We start from the raw sequence: 16,538 nt of genomic DNA on the forward strand, positions 1-16,538 counted from the left end.
CCGCTGTGACGTCCGGAACCCCCGCGCTGGAGTGGACCGACCTCGACAAGAAGGCCGTGGACACTGTCCGCCTGCTGGCCGCCGACGCTGTGCAGAAGGTGGGCAACGGCCACCCCGGCACGGCCATGAGCCTGGCGCCTGCGGCGTACCTGCTCTACCAGAAGGTCATGCGCCACGACCCGACCGATCCGCACTGGGCCGGCCGTGACCGGTTCGTGCTGTCGTGCGGCCACTCGAGCCTGACGCAGTACATCCAGCTCTACCTCGCGGGCTACTCGATGACGCTGGACGACCTGAAGAGCCTCCGCACGTGGGGCAGCCAGACCCCCGGTCACCCCGAGTACAACCACACCCCCGGCGTCGAGGTGACGACCGGTCCGCTGGGCCAGGGCGTCGCGAACGCCGTGGGCTTCGCGATGGCGGCCCGCCGCGAGCGCGGACTGCTCGACCCCGACGCCGCGCCCGGCGAGAGCCCGTTCGACCACCACGTCTACGCGATCTGCTCCGACGGCGACCTCGAGGAGGGCGTCTCGGCCGAGGCCTCCTCGCTCGCCGGCACCCAGCAGCTGGGCAACCTGACGCTGCTGTGGGATGACAACCGGATCTCGATCGAGGACGACACCAACATCGCCTTCACCGAGGACGTCGCCGCACGCTACGAGGCGTACGGCTGGCACGTCCAGACCGTCGACTGGACCAACGGCGGCACAGGCTACGAAGAGGACGTCCAGGCACTCTGGGACGCCTACCAGGCCGCGGAGGCCGTCACCGACCGTCCCAGCTTCATCCAGCTGCGCACGATCATCGCCTGGCCGGCGCCGTCGGCCCAGGGAACCGGCGGATCGCACGGCTCGGCGCTCGGCGACGACGAGATCCGCGCCACCAAGGAGCTCTTGGGCTTCGATCCCGACCAGACGTTCATCGTCGACGACGAGGTCATCGCCCACACCCAGTCCGTACGTGACCGGGCCGCCCAGCAGCGCAAGACGTGGCAGGAGTCGCTCGACGCCTGGACCTCGGCCAACCCCGAGCGCGCAGCCCTGCTCGAGCGGCTCAAGAAGCGCGAGCTGCCGGACGGCTGGGACGCCGACCTGCCCGTCTACGAGGCCGACGCCAAGGGCGTCGCGACGCGTGTCGCCTCCGGTGACTTCCTGTCGGCGGCCGTCGCGGGCCTCCCCGAGCTGTGGGGCGGCTCGGCCGACCTGGCCGGCTCCAACAACACGACCCCCAAGGGCGAGCCGTCCTTCCTCCCGCCGGAGCGTTCCTCCGAGAAGTTCTCCGGCGACTGGTACGGCCGGGTGCTGCACTTCGGCATCCGTGAGCACGCGATGGGCGCGATCATGAACGGCATCGTCCAGCACGGGCTGACCCGCCCGTACGGCGGCACTTTCCTGGTGTTCAGCGACTACATGCGCCCCGCGGTCCGCCTCGCGGCCCTGCAGGAGCTGCCCGTCACGTACGTCTGGACCCACGACTCGATCGGTCTGGGCGAGGACGGTCCGACGCACCAGCCGATCGAGCACCTCGCGGCCCTGCGCGCGATCCCTGGGCTCGATGTCATCCGCCCCGCCGACGCCAACGAGACGATCGAGGCCTGGCGCACGATCATGGGCAACACCGATCGTCCGTCGGCCCTCGCGCTGAGCCGGCAGAACCTGCCGACGTTCCCCCGCGGCACCGACGGCTACGCCGAGGCGAGCCTCACGGCGAGGGGTGCGTACATCCTGCTCGACACCGAGGGCGATCCCGACGTGATCCTGTTCGGCACGGGCTCGGAGGTGCAGATCGCGGTCAAGGCCCGCGAGCTGCTCGCAGCCGAGGGCATCGCCGCCCGGGTCGTCTCCATGCCGAGCCGTGAGTGGTTCGAGCAGCAGGACGAGTCCTACCGCAACCAGGTCGTCCCGCCGACGTCGCGGGCACGCGTCTCGGTCGAGGCGGGCGTGGCCTTCGGCTGGCGTGACGTGGTCGGCGACGCCGGCCGCATCGTCAGCCTCGAGCACTACGGGGCCTCGGCCGACTACACGACGCTGTACAACGCCTTCGGCATCACCGCCGAGGCCGTCGTCGCAGCCGCCAAGGACTCGATCGCCGCTGCTGCGGGCGAGCCCGTCGCACCGTTCCACGCCCGTCCGGCAGGACCTGTCGGTCCGGGTGACAACTCAGACGCGCCCACCCACTGACGCGCTGCCATCTTCGTCACGAAGGAGCACACATGAACGACCGTCTCAAGGCCCTCGCCGACGCCGGAGTATCCGTCTGGCTCGACGACCTGTCCCGCGAGCGCATCGAGTCCGGCAACCTGGCCAAGCTGGTCGCGGAGTCCGGTGTCGTCGGCGTCACCACCAACCCGTCGATCTTCGCCTCGGCCCTCGCCAAGGGTGAGAAGTACGAGCCGCAGGTCAAGAAGCTCAAGGAGTCCGGCGCCGACATCGCCACGACCGTCTTCGAGCTCACGGCGACCGACGTGCAGATGGGCTGCGACATCATGCGTCCCGTCTACGACGCGAGCAACGGCTTCGACGGCCGGGTCTCGCTCGAGGTCGACCCCGATCTCGCCCGCGACACCGAGGGCACGATCAAGCTCGCTCACCGCCTCTGGGAGCGTGTCGGCCGACCCAACCTGATGATCAAGATCCCCGCCACGCTCGAGGGCCTCCCCGCGATCACCGCGGCGATCTCCGAGGGCATCAGCGTCAACGTGACCCTGATCTTCTCGCTCGAGCGCTACCGCGGCGTGATGGACGCCTACCTCGAGGGCCTCGAGCAGGCCGCGGCCGCCGGCCGTGACCTGTCGACGATCCACTCGGTCGCCTCGTTCTTCATCAGCCGCGTCGACACCGAGGTCGACCGTCGTCTGCCCGAGGACAGCCCGCTGCGTGGCACCGCCGCGCTCGCCAACGCCCGCCTCGCCTTCGAGGCGTACGAGGAGATCTTCGGCTCCGACCGCTTCAGGGCCCTGGTCTCGAAGGGCGCCAACCCGCAGCGTCCGCTGTGGGCGTCCACGGGCGTCAAGGACCCCAACCTGCCCGACACGCTCTACGTGTCCGAGCTCGTGGTCTCCGGCACGGTCAACACGATGCCGGAGAAGACGCTCGAGGCGTTCGCCGATCACGGCGAGGTCCTCGGCGACCGGGTGCACAACACGTACGAGGAGTCGCGCGACGCGTTCGCCGCGCTCGAGCGTGAGGGCGTCTCGTACGACGAGGTGGTCAAGATCCTCGAGGACGAGGGCCTGCAGAAGTTCGAGGCCTCGTGGGACGAGCTCCTCGAGACCGTGTCGGCCGAGCTCGACAAGGCCTGAGGCCGTGATCGGGGTCGCGCTCACTGTCCCGTCGCAGTCCGAGTTCGAGGACGCGCTGCAGAGCGCGATCGCCGATCGGGTCGCCTCCCGGATCGACGCCCAGGACCCCACGCTGTGGGGTCCTGATGCGGAGTCCGAGGCCAGCATCCGGCTCAGCTGGACGCACCTGCCGGAGTCGTCGCGGCCGCTGGTCGCCGAGATCAGCGCCTTGCGCGAGGACCTCGTGGCCCGGGGCCTCGACCACGTCGTGCTGTGCGGCATGGGCGGGTCCTCGCTCGCGCCGGAGGTCATCTGCCACACGGCGGGCGTCGACCTCACGGTGCTCGACTCCTCGCACCCCGACATGGTGCGCGCCGCGATCGCCGACCGGCTCGACCGGTCCGTGGTGGTCGTGTCCAGCAAGTCCGGCGGCACGGTCGAGACCGACAGCCAGCGCCGGGCGTACGAGCAGGCGTTCACCGAGGCGGGCATCGACCCGCTCGAGCGGATCATCGTGGTGACCGACCCCGGCTCCCCGCTCGACGAGGAGGCGACCGAGACCGGCTATCGCGTCTTCCGGGCCGATCCGCACGTCGGCGGACGCTATTCGGCGCTGACCGCCTTCGGTCTCGTGCCGAGCGGCCTGGCCGGTGTCGACATCGGCGCGCTGCTGTCCAGCGCCGAGGCCGAGGAGAAGCTGCTCTACTCCGACAGCGCCGACAACCCCGCCCTTCGCCTGGGTGTCCTGCTCGGCGTGGCCAACCAGCACCGTGTCGACAAGCTCGTGATCTCCGACCAGACCCGACACGGTGTGGGCGACTGGATCGAGCAGCTCGTCGCGGAGTCGACCGGCAAGCTCGGCAAGGGGATCCTGCCGGTCGTGGTCCCGTTCGAGAACGCGACCAACTTCAACCCGAGCACCCCCGACTCGATCCTGGTCACGATCGGCGGTGACGGACCGCCCGAGGCACAGTCCGGCTTCTCGGCCGATCTGCAGGGCGATCTCGGTGCGCAGATGCTGCTGTGGGAGGTCGCGGTCGCCGTGGCCGGCCGGCTCATCGGCATCGACCCGTTCGACCAGCCCGACGTCGAGAGCGCCAAGAAGGCCGCCCGCGAGCTGCTGAGCGGCAGCGGCAGCGTGCCCGACCCCGACTTCTCCGAGAACGGCATCGACGTCTACGGCTCGGGCTCGTCCCTCACCGAGGCGGTGCAGGAGCTGCTCGGCCAGGTCGACCTCGACCACGGCTACCTCGCGATCCAGGTTTATCTCGACCGCATCGCCTACGCCGACTTCGCGGGCGTCCGCGAGGTCGCGGCCGAGCGGCTGGCCCGCCCGGTGACGTTCGGCTGGGGTCCGCGCTTCCTGCACTCGACGGGTCAGTACCACAAGGGCGGCACCCCCAACGGCGTGTTCCTGCAGGTCACCGGGACGCCCGAGGAGGATCTCGCGATCGCCGGTCGCGACTTCACCTTCGGCTCGTTCATCGACTCGCAGGCCGCCGGCGACGCCGCAGTGCTGCGTGACCACGGGCGCCCCGTCCTGCGGCTGCACCTGCACGACGTCCCCGCCGGGCTCGCGACCATCCGGGAGCTGCTGGCATGACGGCGGAGCACGTCAACCCTCTGCGCGACCCCACCGATCGTCGTCTCCCCCGCATCGCCGGGCCGTGCAGCCTGATCCTGTTCGGTGTCACGGGCGACCTGGCCAAGAAGAAGCTCATCCCGGCCGTGTACGACCTGGCCAACCGCGGGCTCCTGCCCCCCGGGTTCGCCCTGGTCGGCTTCGCCCGGGCCGACTTCAAGGACGGCACGTTCGCCCAGATGATCAAGAAGGCCGCCAAGGAGGGTGCCCGCACCCCCTGGAGCGAGACCGTCTGGAAGCAGCTCGCGGCGGGCATCCGCTTCGTGCCGGGCGAGTTCGACGACGACGACGCGTGGGACCGGCTCGCCGACACCATGAAGGAGCTCGACGACCAGCAGGGCACGGGCGGCAACCACGCCTTCTACCTGTCGATCCCGCCGAGCCTGTTCCCCGTCGTGGTGTCGCAGATCAAGAAGCACGGCCTCGCCGAGTCGTCCAAGGGCTGGCGCCGGGTCGTGATCGAGAAGCCGTTCGGGCACGACCTCGCCTCCGCGGTCGAGCTCAACCGCATGGTGGGCGACGTGTTCTCGCGCGAGTCGGTCTTCCGCATCGACCACTACCTCGGCAAGGAGACGGTCCAGAACATCCTGGCCTTCCGCTTCGCCAACGGGATGTTCGAGCCGATCTGGAACAACCATTACGTCGACCACGTGCAGATCACGATGGCCGAGGACATCGGCATCGGCTCGCGGGCCGGCTACTACGACAGCATCGGCGCCGCACGCGACGTGATCCAGAACCACCTGCTGCAGCTCATGGCCCTCATCGCGATGGAGGAGCCGGTCTCGTTCAACGCCTCGAGCCTCCGCCTGGAGAAGCAGAAGATCCTCGCCAACGCCCGTCCCCCGGCCCGCATGGACCTGCACACCGCGCAGGCGCAGTACGTCGCCGGGTGGGCCGGCGGCGAGAAGGTGCGCGGCTACCTCGAGGAGGAGGGCGTCCACGAGGGCTCCCGCGCCGAGACGTACGCCGCGATCCGGGTCGACGTGTCGACCCGACGCTGGGCCGGGGTCCCGTTCTACCTGCGCACCGGCAAGCGTCTCGGACGGCGCGTCACCGAGGTCGCGGTCGTGTTCAAGCGCGCGCCCCACCAGCCGTTCAACAAGAACGACGTGGAGGAGCTCGGCCAGAACGCCCTGGTCATGCGCATCCAGCCCGATGAGGGCGTCACGCTGCGGTTCGGCGCCAAGGTGCCGGGCACCACGATGGAGATCCGTGACGTCAACATGGACTTCGCCTACGGCGGTGCGTTCGTCGAGAGCAGCCCCGAGGCGTACGAACGACTCATCCTCGACGTCCTGCTCGGCGATCCGCCGCTGTTCCCGCAGCACGAGGAGGTCGAGCTGTCCTGGAAGATCCTCGACCCGGTCATCGCGCACTGGAAGCAGGACAAGGAGATCGACACCTACCCGGCCGGCACCTGGGGCCCCCCGTCCGCCGATGCCATGATGGCCCGCGACGGCCGCACCTGGAGGCGTCCCTGATGGAGATCGCACTCACCGACACCAACTCCTCGCAGATCGCCCGCGCGCTCGTCAAGGCCCGGTCGGCTGCGGGCAGTCCCGCGATGGACATGGTGCTGACGCTGCTGGTCGTGACCGACGACGAGAACGTCAGCGAGGCGCTCAAGACCGCGACCACCCTGTCGCGCGAGCACCCCTCGCGCGTGATCGGGGTGATCATCGGCGACGGCCGCGGCGGGGCAAAGCTCGACGCCAAGGTGCGCGTCGGCGAGAGCTCCTCCGGCGAGTCGATCCTGCTGCGCATCTCCGGCGAGCTGACCAAGCACGCGGAGTCCGTCGTCCTGCCCCTGCTGCTGCCCGACTCCCCCGTCGTGGTGTGGTGGCCCGGCAAGCCCCCGTCGAACCCGTCCGCCGACGCGATCGGCCGGCTCGCCCGACGACGCCTCACCGACGCCGAGGCCACCGACTCGCCGATCCGTTCGCTCAAGGCCGTGGCGCGGGCCTATCAGCCGGGTGACACCGACCTGTCGTGGACGCGCTCGACCCCGTGGCGCGCCCTGCTCGCCGCGGCGCTCGACCAGACCACTGGCACCGTCACCGGCGGCACGGTGACCGCCGGCACCGGCAACCCGGTCGCGCTCCTGCTCGTGTCGTGGCTCGAGAGCAGGCTGAAGGTCCCGATCAAGCGCAAGCGCATCGACACCCCACAGATCGCGTCGGTGGTGCTGCACACCGCCGAGGGCGATGTGCTGATCGAGCGGGTCGACTCCGTGTCCTGCCACTTCAGCGTCCCGGGCTCGTCGCCGCGCGAGGTGCCACTGGGTGCCCGCACCCTGGCCGAGCTGCTCGCCGAGGACCTGCGCCGCCTCGACGCGGACGAGGTCTATGCCCAGACCATCCAGTACATGCTCGAGGAGGACGTATGACCACAGAGGTCTGGCCGACTGCGGAAGAGCTCGCGGCCGTCATCGCCCAACGCATCACCGACAAGGTCGCCGAGGTCCAGCGCGAGGGGCGTACGCCCGCCATCGTGCTCACCGGGGGCACGATCGCGATCGACGCGTACGAGCAGATCAGCGGCGGCGACGTCGACTGGACCGACGTGGACTTCTACTGGGGCGACGAGCGGTTCGTGCCGGCCGGCGATGCCGACCGCAACGACCAGCAGGCCAAGGACGCGTTCCTGGACCGCCTGGGCGTCCCGGCCGACCGGATCCACGCGATGCCGGCGGCCGACGGCGGGCTCGCGATCGGCGAGGCCGCCGACCAGTACGCCGCGGAGCTGCCCAGCGAGCCGTTCGACCTCGTGCTGCTCGGGGTGGGACCCGACGGCCACATCGCCTCGCTGTTCCCCGGTCACCCGCAGGTGCACGAGACCAAGCGTCTGGCCGTCGAGGTCCTCGACTCCCCCAAGCCGCCGCCCGAGCGCATCTCGCTGACCTATCCGGCCCTGCGCAATGCGCAGAGCGTGTGGCTGATCGTCGCCGGCGAGGGCAAGGCCGAGGCCGTTGCCCGCGCCCACGCCGACGGCACGATCGAGGACACCCCGGCATCCGGCGTGCAGGGCCTCGCCGAGACCGTGTGGCTGGTCGACGTGCCCGCGTCCGCGCTGATCGTCAGAAGATGATCTCGCCTGACTTGCGCTTGCTGCGCAGCATGTCGACGGCTTCCTTGAGGATCTCGTCGGCCTCGGTCTCGGAGCGACGCTCCTTCACGTAGGCCAGATGAGTCTTGTAGGGCTCGATCTTCTTGGCCGTCGGACGGTTGTCGGCGTCGACGCTGGCCGGCATGCCGCAGCGCGGGCAGTCCCACGACTCCGGCACCTCGGCCTCGATCGCGAACTGCAGCTCCGTCGTGTGGTTGTTGATGCAGAAGAACGTCACGAACTGTCGCGGGGCGGCTTCGCCACGCTCAGCCTCGCCCATGGGACCGGAGCCGATACGGCTTCCCCGGATTGCACCTGCTGCCACTAGTTACTCACCTTCAGGAGCAGGCCGAGTGCGAAGATGCACACGACCCAGACGACTGCGATACCGACCGTGATGCGGTCGAGGTTGCGTTCAGCGACCGAGGATCCTCCAAGGGAGCTGGAGACGCCTCCGCCGAACATGTCGGAGAGGCCACCTCCGCGGCCCTTGTGCATGAGGACCAGCACGATCATCAGCAGGCTGCTGATCGCGAGGAGGATGGAAAACGTCAGAATCACGTTGGGCCTTCGTTGTCAGGCGCCGGACAGGTCCGGCATGGCATAGAACCGGGCGATCGCGGCGAACTCCTCAGCCTGGAGGCTTGCTCCGCCAACCAGGGCCCCGTCGACGTCCGACTTGGCCATGATGGCGGCGATGTTCGCCGCTTTCACCGATCCGCCGTAAAGAATACGCGTTGCGGCGGCCACCTCCGACGACCAGGTCTCCTCGACACGCCCACGGATGGCCGCACAGACCTCCTGGGCGTCCTCGGGAGTGGCCACCTCGCCGGTCCCGATGGCCCACACGGGCTCGTACGCGATGACCACGTCGGCCATCTGCTCGGCGGTCAGGCCCGCGAGCGAGCCGTCGACCTGGTCGAGCGTGTAGGCGACGTGCTGACCGGACTGGCGGACCTCGAGGCCCTCGCCCACGCACACGATCGGGCTCATGCCCGCGCCGAGTGCCTTGGTGGCCTTGACGTTGACCTGCTGATCGGTCTCGCCGTGGTACTCGCGGCGCTCGGAGTGGCCGACCACGACGTACGAGCAGCCGAGCTTGGCGAGCATCGCCGCGGTGACCTCACCGGTGTAGGCGCCACCGTCGTGCTCGGACACGTCCTGCGCGCCGTAGCGGATCGACAGGTGATCGCCGTCGACGAGCGTCTGGACGCTGCGCAGATCGGTGAACGGCGGGACCACGACGACCTCGGCCTTGTCGTAGTCGTGCTTCTTGTCCTGCAGCGTCCACGCGAGCTTCTGGACGAGGACCAGCGCCTCCTGGTGGTCGAGGTTGGACTTCCAGTTGCCGGCCATGAGCGGCGTGCGGGCGGAGGCCATGTCAGTTCCCTTCGCTCTGCTGATCGAGGATGGCGAGGCCGGGGAGCGTCTTGCCCTCGAGGTACTCGAGCGAGGCGCCGCCGCCGGTGGAGATGTGACCGAACTGGTCGTCTGCGAAGCCCAGCTGGCGCACGGCCGCGGCCGAGTCGCCGCCACCGACGACCGACAGCCCGTCGACCTCGGTCAACGCCTGCGCGACGGCCTTGGTGCCGGCTGCGAACGACGCCATCTCGAACACGCCCATCGGGCCGTTCCAGAAGACCGTGCGGGAGCCGCGGATGACCTCGGCGAACGCTGCGGCCGAGTCCGGGCCGATGTCCAGACCGAGCTGATCGGCCGGGATCGCGTCGGCCGCGACGACCGTGGCTCCGGCGTCCTTGAACTCCGGTGCCACGACGATGTCGGTCGGCAGCAGGAGCGTGACGCCCTGCGCCTTGGCCTGCTCGATGTAGCCGCGGGCCACCTCGAGCTGGTCCTCCTCGAGCAGGGACGTGCCCACCTCGTGGCCCTGGGCCTTGAGGAAGGTGAAGACCATGCCGCCGCCGATCAGGAGGTGGTCGGCCTTGTCGAGCAGGTTGTCGATGACCCCGAGCTTGTCGGAGACCTTCGAGCCGCCGAGCACGACGGTGTAGGGACGTTCGGGCGACTCGGTGAGCCGCTTGAGCACCGTGACCTCGGCCTCGACGAGACCGCCGACCGCGGCGGGGAGCCGGGTCGCGACGTCGTAGACGCTGGCCTGCTTGCGGTGGACGACCCCGAAACCGTCGGAGACGAACACGTCGGCCAGCGCGGCCAGCTGATCGGCGAACGCGCCACGCTCGGCGTCGTCCTTGCTCGTCTCGCCCGCGTTGAAGCGGACGTTCTCGAGCACCGCGACCTGACCGTCCCGGAGCCCCGCGGAGACCCGCTGGGCCTCCGGGCCGACGGTGTCGCCCGCGAACTCGACCGGCGCACCGAGCAGCTCGGCCAGCCGAGCCGCCACGGGAGCCAGCGAGTACGCCGCGTCGGGCGCACCCTTGGGCCGACCCAGGTGCGCGGTCACGAGGACGCGCGCACCTGCGTCAGCCAGGGACTTGATGGTCGGGACGCTCGCGCGGACCCGCCCGTCGTCCGTGATCGTCGTGCCGTCGAGGGGCACGTTCAGGTCACTGCGGACGAGGACGCGTTTGCCGCGCAGGTCGCCGAGGTCCGAGACGGTCCGCACGTCAGAGGGAGGCGCCGACGTGGACGACGAGGTCGGCCAGGCGGTTGGAGTAGCCCCACTCGTTGTCGTACCAGCCGACGACCTTGACCTGGTCGCCGATGACCTTGGTCAGGCCCGAGTCGAAGATGCAGGACGCGGGGTCGGTGACGATGTCGGCCGACACGATCGGGTCCTCGGTGTAGACCAGGAAGCCCTTCATGGCGCCCTCAGCGGCATCCTTGACGATCTGGTTGACCTCTTCGACCGTCGTCTCGCGCGAGGCGGTGAACGTCAGGTCGGTCGCCGAGCCGGTCGGCACGGGGACGCGCAGCGCGTAGCCGTCGAGCTTGCCCTTGAGCTCGGGGAGCACGAGGCTCACGGCCTTGGCGGCACCGGTCGAGGTGGGGATGATGCTGAGGTTGGCGGCGCGCGCACGACGCAGGTCGCTGTGCGGGGCGTCCTGCAGGTTCTGGTCCTGCGTGTACGCGTGGATCGTGGTCATCAGGCCCTTCTCGATGCCGAGCGCGTCGTTGAGCGCCTTGGCCATCGGAGCGAGGCAGTTGGTCGTGCACGACGCGTTGGAGATCACCGTGTGGGCGGCCGGGTCGTAGAGCTCGTGGTTGACGCCCATGACGATCGTGACGTCCTCGTTCTTCGCCGGGGCGGAGATGATGACCTTCTTCGCACCGCCGTCGATGTGCGCCTTCGCCTTGGTCGCGTCGGTGAAGAAGCCGGTCGACTCGATGACGATGTCGACGCCGACGCTGGCCCAGTCGAGCTTGGCCGGGTCGCGCTCCTCGAAGGCCACGATCTTCTGCTCGCCGACGTAGATCGACGTCTCGTCGTACGTGACGTCGGCGTCGAGGCGACCGAGGATCGAGTCGTACTTCAGCAGGTGGGCGAGAGTCTTGTTGTCCGTCAGGTCGTTGACGGCGACGATCTCGATGTCGGCCCCGGCGGCACGGGCCGCGCGGAAGAAGTTGCGGCCGATGCGGCCAAATCCATTGATGCCTACGCGTACGGTCACGGGAAACAGCTCTCCTGCGGAAGGGGGTGGCTAACGTCACCACCCTACCGAGAACCCAGCGCTACCGGCGAGTCACCTCCACGCACCGGACAGGCAGTCAGTCGGTGCCGAGGTTGTCGTCGCCGAGGCTCGACTCGGTGTCGGGGATGCCGAGGTCCTCGGCACGCTTGTCGGCCATGGCCAGGAGACGGCGGATACGGCCTGCGATCGCGTCCTTCGTGAGCGCCGGCTCGTGCAGCTGACCGAGCTCCTCGAGGCTCGCCTGACGGTGCTCGACGCGCAGCGTGCCCGCCATCTTGAGGTGGTCGGGCACCTCGTCGCCGAGGATCTCCAGCGCGCGCTGCGCACGGGCGCCGGCCGCGACGGCGGCACGGGCCGAGCGGCGCAGGTTGGCGTCGTCGAAGTTGGCCAGCCGGTTGGCCGTCGCGCGCACCTCGCGGCGCATGCGTCGCTCCTCCCAGGCCAGCAGGGACTCGTGCGCCCCGAGGCGCGTCAGCAGGGCGCCGATGGCCTCCCCGTCGCGGATGACGACCCGGTCGATGCCGCGGACCTCACGTGCCTTGGCGCTGATGCCGACACGGCGGGCAGCGCCGACCAGGGCCAGGGCGGCCTCCGGGCTCGGGCAGCTCACCTCGAGCGCCGACGAGCGTCCGGGCTCGGTGAGCGAGCCGTGGGCCAGGAACGAGCCACGCCACGCGGCCACGGCGTCGCACGACGACCCGGAGACCACCTGCGGCGGGAGGCCGCGGATCGGACGACCGCTGCCGTCGATCAAGCCGGTCTGGCGGGCGAGCGCCTCACCGTCCTTGGAGACCCGGACGACGTAGTGGGTGTCCTTGCGGATGCCGGCGTTCTGGACCACGAGGATCTCGCTGTCGTGGCCGTAGATCTCGGCGATGTCCTTGCGGAGCCGACGCGCCGCCGCCCCGGTGTCGACCTCGGCCTCGACCACGATGCGGCCCGAGACGATGTGGAGCCCACCGGAGAACCGGAGGATCGAGGAGACCTCGGCCTTGCGGCAGCACGACTTGGTGATCGAGGTGTTGGCCAGCTCGGCCTTCACCTGTGCGGTCATCGCCATGCAGCGGGTCCCCTTTGGGTCGTCGGGAAAATGGTCACTTTACGCCTGCCTCATGACGTGTCCGAATGCGGCTGCAAGGGACGCGGGGTCGTGCTGGTCGGAGCCGGGGGTCACCGCGAGGTCCGACACGAACAGCGTCGCGCCGAGGCCCCGGGCAGCCGCCTCCAGCGTGCCACGCATGTCAACGAGGCTCGTGTCGGCGATGACCGCATCGAGTCTCAGCTCGGGTGCGTGGGCGGCCAGCACCTCCAGGTGGTCGGTGGGGCTCAGGCCCTCGGTCTCGCCGTCCTGCTCGGTGAGGTTGAGCACCAGGACGCGGCGCGCCGGCGTCGAGATCAGGGCGTCCCGCAGCTCGGGCACCAACAGGGTGGGCATCACGCTGGTGAACCACGAGCCCGGCCCCACGACGACCCAGTCGGCCACCTCGACGGCCTCGACCGCCTGCGGGCAGGCCGGCGGGTCGCTCGGGTCGAGCCGCACCGTGACGACCTGCCCGTCGACGCTCGCGACCTGGACCTGGCCGCGGACGATGGTCAGCCGGTCGGGGTCGGAGGTCAGACGGACGTCGGCCTCGATGTCGAGCGGGACCGAGGCCATCGGCAGCACCCGCCCCTGAGCACCCAGCAGGTCACCCACGAGGTCGAGGCCCGCCACGTGGTCGTGCTGGTCCCACAGGGCCGCGATCAGCAGGTTGCCGACCGCATGACCGTTGAGGGGGCCGCCGCTGGAGAAACGGTGCTGCAGGACGCTCGCCCACGTGCGTCCCCAGTCGTCGTCGCCGCAGAGCGCCGCGAGGGCCATGCGCAGGTCGCCGGGCGGCAGCCCGCCCAGCTCCTCGCGCAGACGACCCGACGAGCCGCCGTTGTCGGCCACTGTGACGACGCCGGTGAGCTCGGTCGTGAGGCGCCGCAGCGCCGAGAGGCTCGCGGCCAGCCCGTGCCCACCGCCGAGCGAGACGACCTTGAGGTCACCGTCGAAACGCTCGGGGCGCGCCGGGCGCGGAGTCCGCGGGATCACTCGCGCCCCAGGTCACGGTGCACCACCAGGGTGCGGACGCCGTGGGACCGCAGCCGCTCGGCGAACGCCTCGGACATCGCCACGCTGCGGTGGCGCCCCCCGGTGCAGCCGATCGCGATCGTCAGGAAGTGCTTGTCCTCGCGCAGGTAGCCGTCGGTCAGCAGGGCCACGAGCCGTTCGTACTGCTCGAGGAACTCCTCGGCCCGCGGCTGCGTCAGGACGTAGTCGCTCACGGGGGCGTCGAGGCCGCTGAGCGGGCGCAGCTCGTCGATCCAGTAGGGATTGGGCAGGAAGCGCAGGTCGGCGACCATGTCGGCGTCGATCGGGATGCCGTACTTGAAGCCGAACGACACCACCGAGGCCCGCAGGCCGCCGGAGTCGGCGTCCTCGAACGCCGCGTGGACCCGCTGGCCGAGCTGGTGGACGTTGAGGTTGGTCGTGTCGACCACGATGTCGGCGCGCCCACGCAGCTGGCGAAGCAGCTCGCGCTCGCGCTCGAAGCCGTCGAGCAGGCGCCCCTCCAGGCTGAGCGGGTGCGGGCGCCGCGCGGCCTCCTGGCGACGCACCAGCACCTCGTCGGACGCCTCGAGATAGAGGATCCGGGTGTCCACGCCGACCTCGCGCAGCGACTCCAGCGCCTCCATGAGCTCACCGAAGAACTGTCGCGAGCGCGCGTCCACGACGACCGCGAGCCGGGCGATGCCCGACTTCTGGACCGTGTCGACCGCGCCGTGCAGCAGCGACGGCGGCAGGTTGTCGATGACGTAGTAGTCGAGCTTCTCCAGGACCTTCGCGGCGGAGCCGCGGCCGGCACCGGTCATGCCGGTGACCAGCACCAGCTGGCTGAGGGTGGTCAACTGTCCTCCAGGATCTCGCCGGTCGCCGTGTTGATGGTCGGTGCGCTCTCACCGGTCGCGAGCGCCTCCACGATGGATTGTGCCGTAGCCGGGCCGATGCCGGGGACGGTCGCGATCTCCTCGGCCGTCGCGGACCGCAGCTTCTTGACCGACCCGAACGTCTTGAGCAGCGCCTTGCGACGAGTGGGGCCGAGGCCCGCGACGGGGTCGAGCACGCTCTCGATCATCGACTTGCTGCGCCGGCCACGGTGGTGGGTGATCGCGAAGCGGTGGGCCTCGTCGCGCAGTCGCTGCAGCAGGTAGAGACCCTCGCTGGTGCGCGGCAGGATCACGGGGTCCTCGTCCTCGGGCAGCCAGACCTCCTCGAGCCGCTTGGCCAGACCCACGAGGGCGACGTCGGTGACGCCCAGCTCCTGCATCGCCTGGTGCGCCGCCGCGACCTGCGGGGGGCCGCCGTCGACCACGACCAGGGACGGCTTGTAGGCGAAACGTCGCGGCTTGCCGGTCTCGGGGTCGATGCCGGGGCCCTCGTCGTCGTTCTCGTCGCGCGCCCGGAGCAGCTGGGTGAAGCGCCGTGTGATCACCTCGTGCATCGCGGCGACGTCGCTCTGCCCCTCGTTGCGGATCGTGAACCTGCGGTACTCGGACTTGCGGGGCAGGCCGTCCTCGAACACGACCATCGACGCCACGGTCTCGGTCGCACCGAGGTTGGAGATGTCGTAGCACTCGATGCGCAGCGGGGCGGTCTCGAGATCGAGCGCCTCCTGGATCTCCTCGAGCGCGAGGCTGCGCGCCGTCAGGTCGGACGTGCGCTTCATCTTGTGGCGCATGAGCGACTGCTTGGCGTTCTGCGTCACGGTCTCCATCAGCGCGCGCTTGTCGCCCCGCTGCGGGACGCGGATGCGGACGGGCCCCTCCCGGCGCTCGCTCAGCAGCTCGGTGATGGTGCTCGCGTCGAGCGGCATCTCCGGGACCAGCACCTCGCGCGGGATCGCCGAGGGTGCCGCGTCCTGGTAGAGCGTCATGAGCGCGCGCTGCACGAGCTCGGGGAACTCGGCCTCGTCGGACTTCTCCGCGACCCAGCCGCGCTGGCCGCGGATGCGTCCACCGCGCACCGAGAAGATCTGCACCGCGACCTCGAGCGGGTCCTCGACGAAGCCCAGGACGTCCGCGTCGGTGCCGTCGCCGAGCACCACGGTCTGCTTCTCCAGCACCCGTCGCAGGGCGCCGAGGTCGTCGCGCAGCTTGGCCGCGAGCTCGTACTCCTCGCGGGCGGACGCCTCCAGCATCTTGGTCTCGATGCGCTTGGTGAAGCCGGCGGTCTGCCCGCCCATGAAGGCCAGGAAGTCGTTGACGATCTCGCGGTGCTCCTCGGGGCTGACCCGCCCGACGCACGGGGCGGCGCACTTGCCGATGTCACCGAGCAGGCACGGGCGGCCGATCGCCTTGGCCCGGCGGAACACGCCTGCCGAGCACGACCGCATCGGGAACACGCGCAGGAGGGTGTCGACGGTGTCGCGGATCGCCCACGCGTGGCCGTAGGGGCCGAAGTAGCGCACGCCCTTGCGCTGGGCGCCGCGCATGACGGTCACCCGCGGGAACTCCTCGCTGACCGTGACCGCCAGCCAGGGATAGGACTTGTCGTCGCGGTACTTGACGTTGAAGCGCGGGTCGAACTCCTTGATCCAGGAGTACTCCAGCGCGAGGGCCTCGACCTCGGTGCTGACGACGGTCCACTCGACCGACGACGCGGTCATCACCATCTGTTGCGTCCGCGGGTGCAGGTTGGTGATGTCCTGGAAGTACGAGCTCAGTCGCGGCCGGAGGGACTTGGCCTTGCCGACGTAGATGACCCGGCGCTCAGCGTCCCTGAAGCGGTAGACCCCCGGTTCGGTGGGGATCTCCCCCGGCGCCGGACGATAGCTTGCTGGATCTGCCACCCCCCAAGCCTACGGCCCGGCGG

Annotated in this window: 15 protein-coding genes; 6 read left to right on the forward strand and 9 right to left on the reverse strand. The window is 70.1% G+C overall.

Annotation, left to right across the window (positions count from 1 at the left end; translation table 11 throughout):
- Window positions 1-5 precede the first annotated feature (5 nt).
- The 6 genes from tkt to pgl are packed head-to-tail and all read left to right on the forward strand — an operon-like array spanning window position 6 to window position 8,012.
- Entirely contained in the window at window positions 6-2,180 is a 2,175-nt protein-coding gene (gene tkt, locus GEV27_RS10590) for a transketolase (protein ID WP_309222172.1), read from the forward strand.
- Window positions 2,181-2,212: 32 nt separating this feature from the next.
- Window positions 2,213-3,301 (forward strand): transaldolase, encoded by a 1,089-nt coding sequence (gene tal, locus GEV27_RS10595; RefSeq protein WP_153652567.1) that lies wholly within the window; start codon window positions 2,213-2,215, stop codon window positions 3,299-3,301.
- Window positions 3,302-3,305: 4 nt separating this feature from the next.
- Window positions 3,306-4,883, forward strand: coding sequence for a glucose-6-phosphate isomerase (locus GEV27_RS10600; protein ID WP_309222173.1), 1,578 nt, complete (start codon window positions 3,306-3,308; stop codon window positions 4,881-4,883).
- Window positions 4,880-6,406, forward strand: coding sequence for a glucose-6-phosphate dehydrogenase (zwf, locus tag GEV27_RS10605; protein WP_153652565.1), 1,527 nt, complete (start codon window positions 4,880-4,882; stop codon window positions 6,404-6,406). The genes GEV27_RS10600 and zwf overlap by 4 nt, the downstream gene beginning before the upstream one ends.
- Window positions 6,406-7,311, forward strand: coding sequence for a glucose-6-phosphate dehydrogenase assembly protein OpcA (locus tag GEV27_RS10610; RefSeq protein WP_153652564.1), 906 nt, complete (start codon window positions 6,406-6,408; stop codon window positions 7,309-7,311). The genes zwf and GEV27_RS10610 overlap by 1 nt, the downstream gene beginning before the upstream one ends.
- Window positions 7,308-8,012, forward strand: a complete 705-nt coding sequence (gene pgl / locus GEV27_RS10615; RefSeq protein WP_153934236.1) for a 6-phosphogluconolactonase — start codon at window positions 7,308-7,310, stop codon at window positions 8,010-8,012. Before GEV27_RS10610 ends, pgl begins: the two co-directional genes overlap by 4 nt.
- On the opposite strand, the gene GEV27_RS10620 is transcribed toward pgl, so the two are convergent.
- From GEV27_RS10620 to uvrC, 9 genes are all read right to left on the reverse strand, one after another.
- A complete protein-coding gene (locus GEV27_RS10620) occupies window positions 8,002-8,355 on the reverse strand; it encodes an RNA polymerase-binding protein RbpA (RefSeq protein ID WP_309222174.1) in 354 nt (117 codons plus the stop codon). The genes pgl and GEV27_RS10620 overlap by 11 nt on opposite strands.
- Window positions 8,355-8,591 carry a preprotein translocase subunit SecG gene (secG, locus tag GEV27_RS10625; protein WP_108577833.1) on the reverse strand — a complete coding sequence of 79 codons (237 nt, stop codon included), beginning with the start codon at window positions 8,589-8,591 and terminating at the stop codon, window positions 8,355-8,357. The genes GEV27_RS10620 and secG overlap by 1 nt, the downstream gene beginning before the upstream one ends.
- A gap of 15 nt (window positions 8,592-8,606) precedes the next feature.
- Window positions 8,607-9,410 (reverse strand): triose-phosphate isomerase, encoded by an 804-nt coding sequence (gene tpiA, locus GEV27_RS10630; RefSeq protein ID WP_153652561.1) that lies wholly within the window; start codon window positions 9,408-9,410, stop codon window positions 8,607-8,609.
- Between the two features lies 1 nt (window position 9,411).
- Window positions 9,412-10,614 carry a phosphoglycerate kinase gene (locus GEV27_RS10635; protein WP_153652560.1) on the reverse strand — a complete coding sequence of 401 codons (1,203 nt, stop codon included), beginning with the start codon at window positions 10,612-10,614 and terminating at the stop codon, window positions 9,412-9,414.
- A gap of 1 nt (window position 10,615) precedes the next feature.
- Window positions 10,616-11,620 carry a type I glyceraldehyde-3-phosphate dehydrogenase gene (gap, locus tag GEV27_RS10640; protein WP_153652559.1) on the reverse strand — a complete coding sequence of 335 codons (1,005 nt, stop codon included), beginning with the start codon at window positions 11,618-11,620 and terminating at the stop codon, window positions 10,616-10,618.
- 97 nt (window positions 11,621-11,717) lie between these two features.
- The gene (whiA, locus tag GEV27_RS10645; protein ID WP_153911378.1) at window positions 11,718-12,701 is read right to left on the reverse strand and encodes a DNA-binding protein WhiA; all 984 of its coding nucleotides are present in this window, start codon (window positions 12,699-12,701) and stop codon (window positions 11,718-11,720) included.
- 39 nt (window positions 12,702-12,740) lie between these two features.
- Window positions 12,741-13,718 carry a uridine diphosphate-N-acetylglucosamine-binding protein YvcK gene (yvcK, locus tag GEV27_RS10650; protein ID WP_153652557.1) on the reverse strand — a complete coding sequence of 326 codons (978 nt, stop codon included), beginning with the start codon at window positions 13,716-13,718 and terminating at the stop codon, window positions 12,741-12,743.
- The gene (gene rapZ, locus GEV27_RS10655; protein ID WP_153911380.1) at window positions 13,715-14,575 is read right to left on the reverse strand and encodes an RNase adapter RapZ; all 861 of its coding nucleotides are present in this window, start codon (window positions 14,573-14,575) and stop codon (window positions 13,715-13,717) included. The genes yvcK and rapZ overlap by 4 nt, the downstream gene beginning before the upstream one ends.
- On the reverse strand, window positions 14,572-16,515 hold the full coding sequence (gene uvrC / locus GEV27_RS10660) for an excinuclease ABC subunit UvrC (protein WP_309222175.1): 1,944 nt from the start codon (window positions 16,513-16,515) through the stop codon (window positions 14,572-14,574). The genes rapZ and uvrC overlap by 4 nt, the downstream gene beginning before the upstream one ends.
- Window positions 16,516-16,538: the final 23 nt, after the last annotated feature.

Origin of the sequence: Aeromicrobium sp. S22 (assembly GCF_009661045.1) — a bacterium.
In the GTDB taxonomy this organism is placed as follows: Bacteria; Actinomycetota; Actinomycetes; order Propionibacteriales; family Nocardioidaceae; genus Aeromicrobium; species Aeromicrobium yanjiei.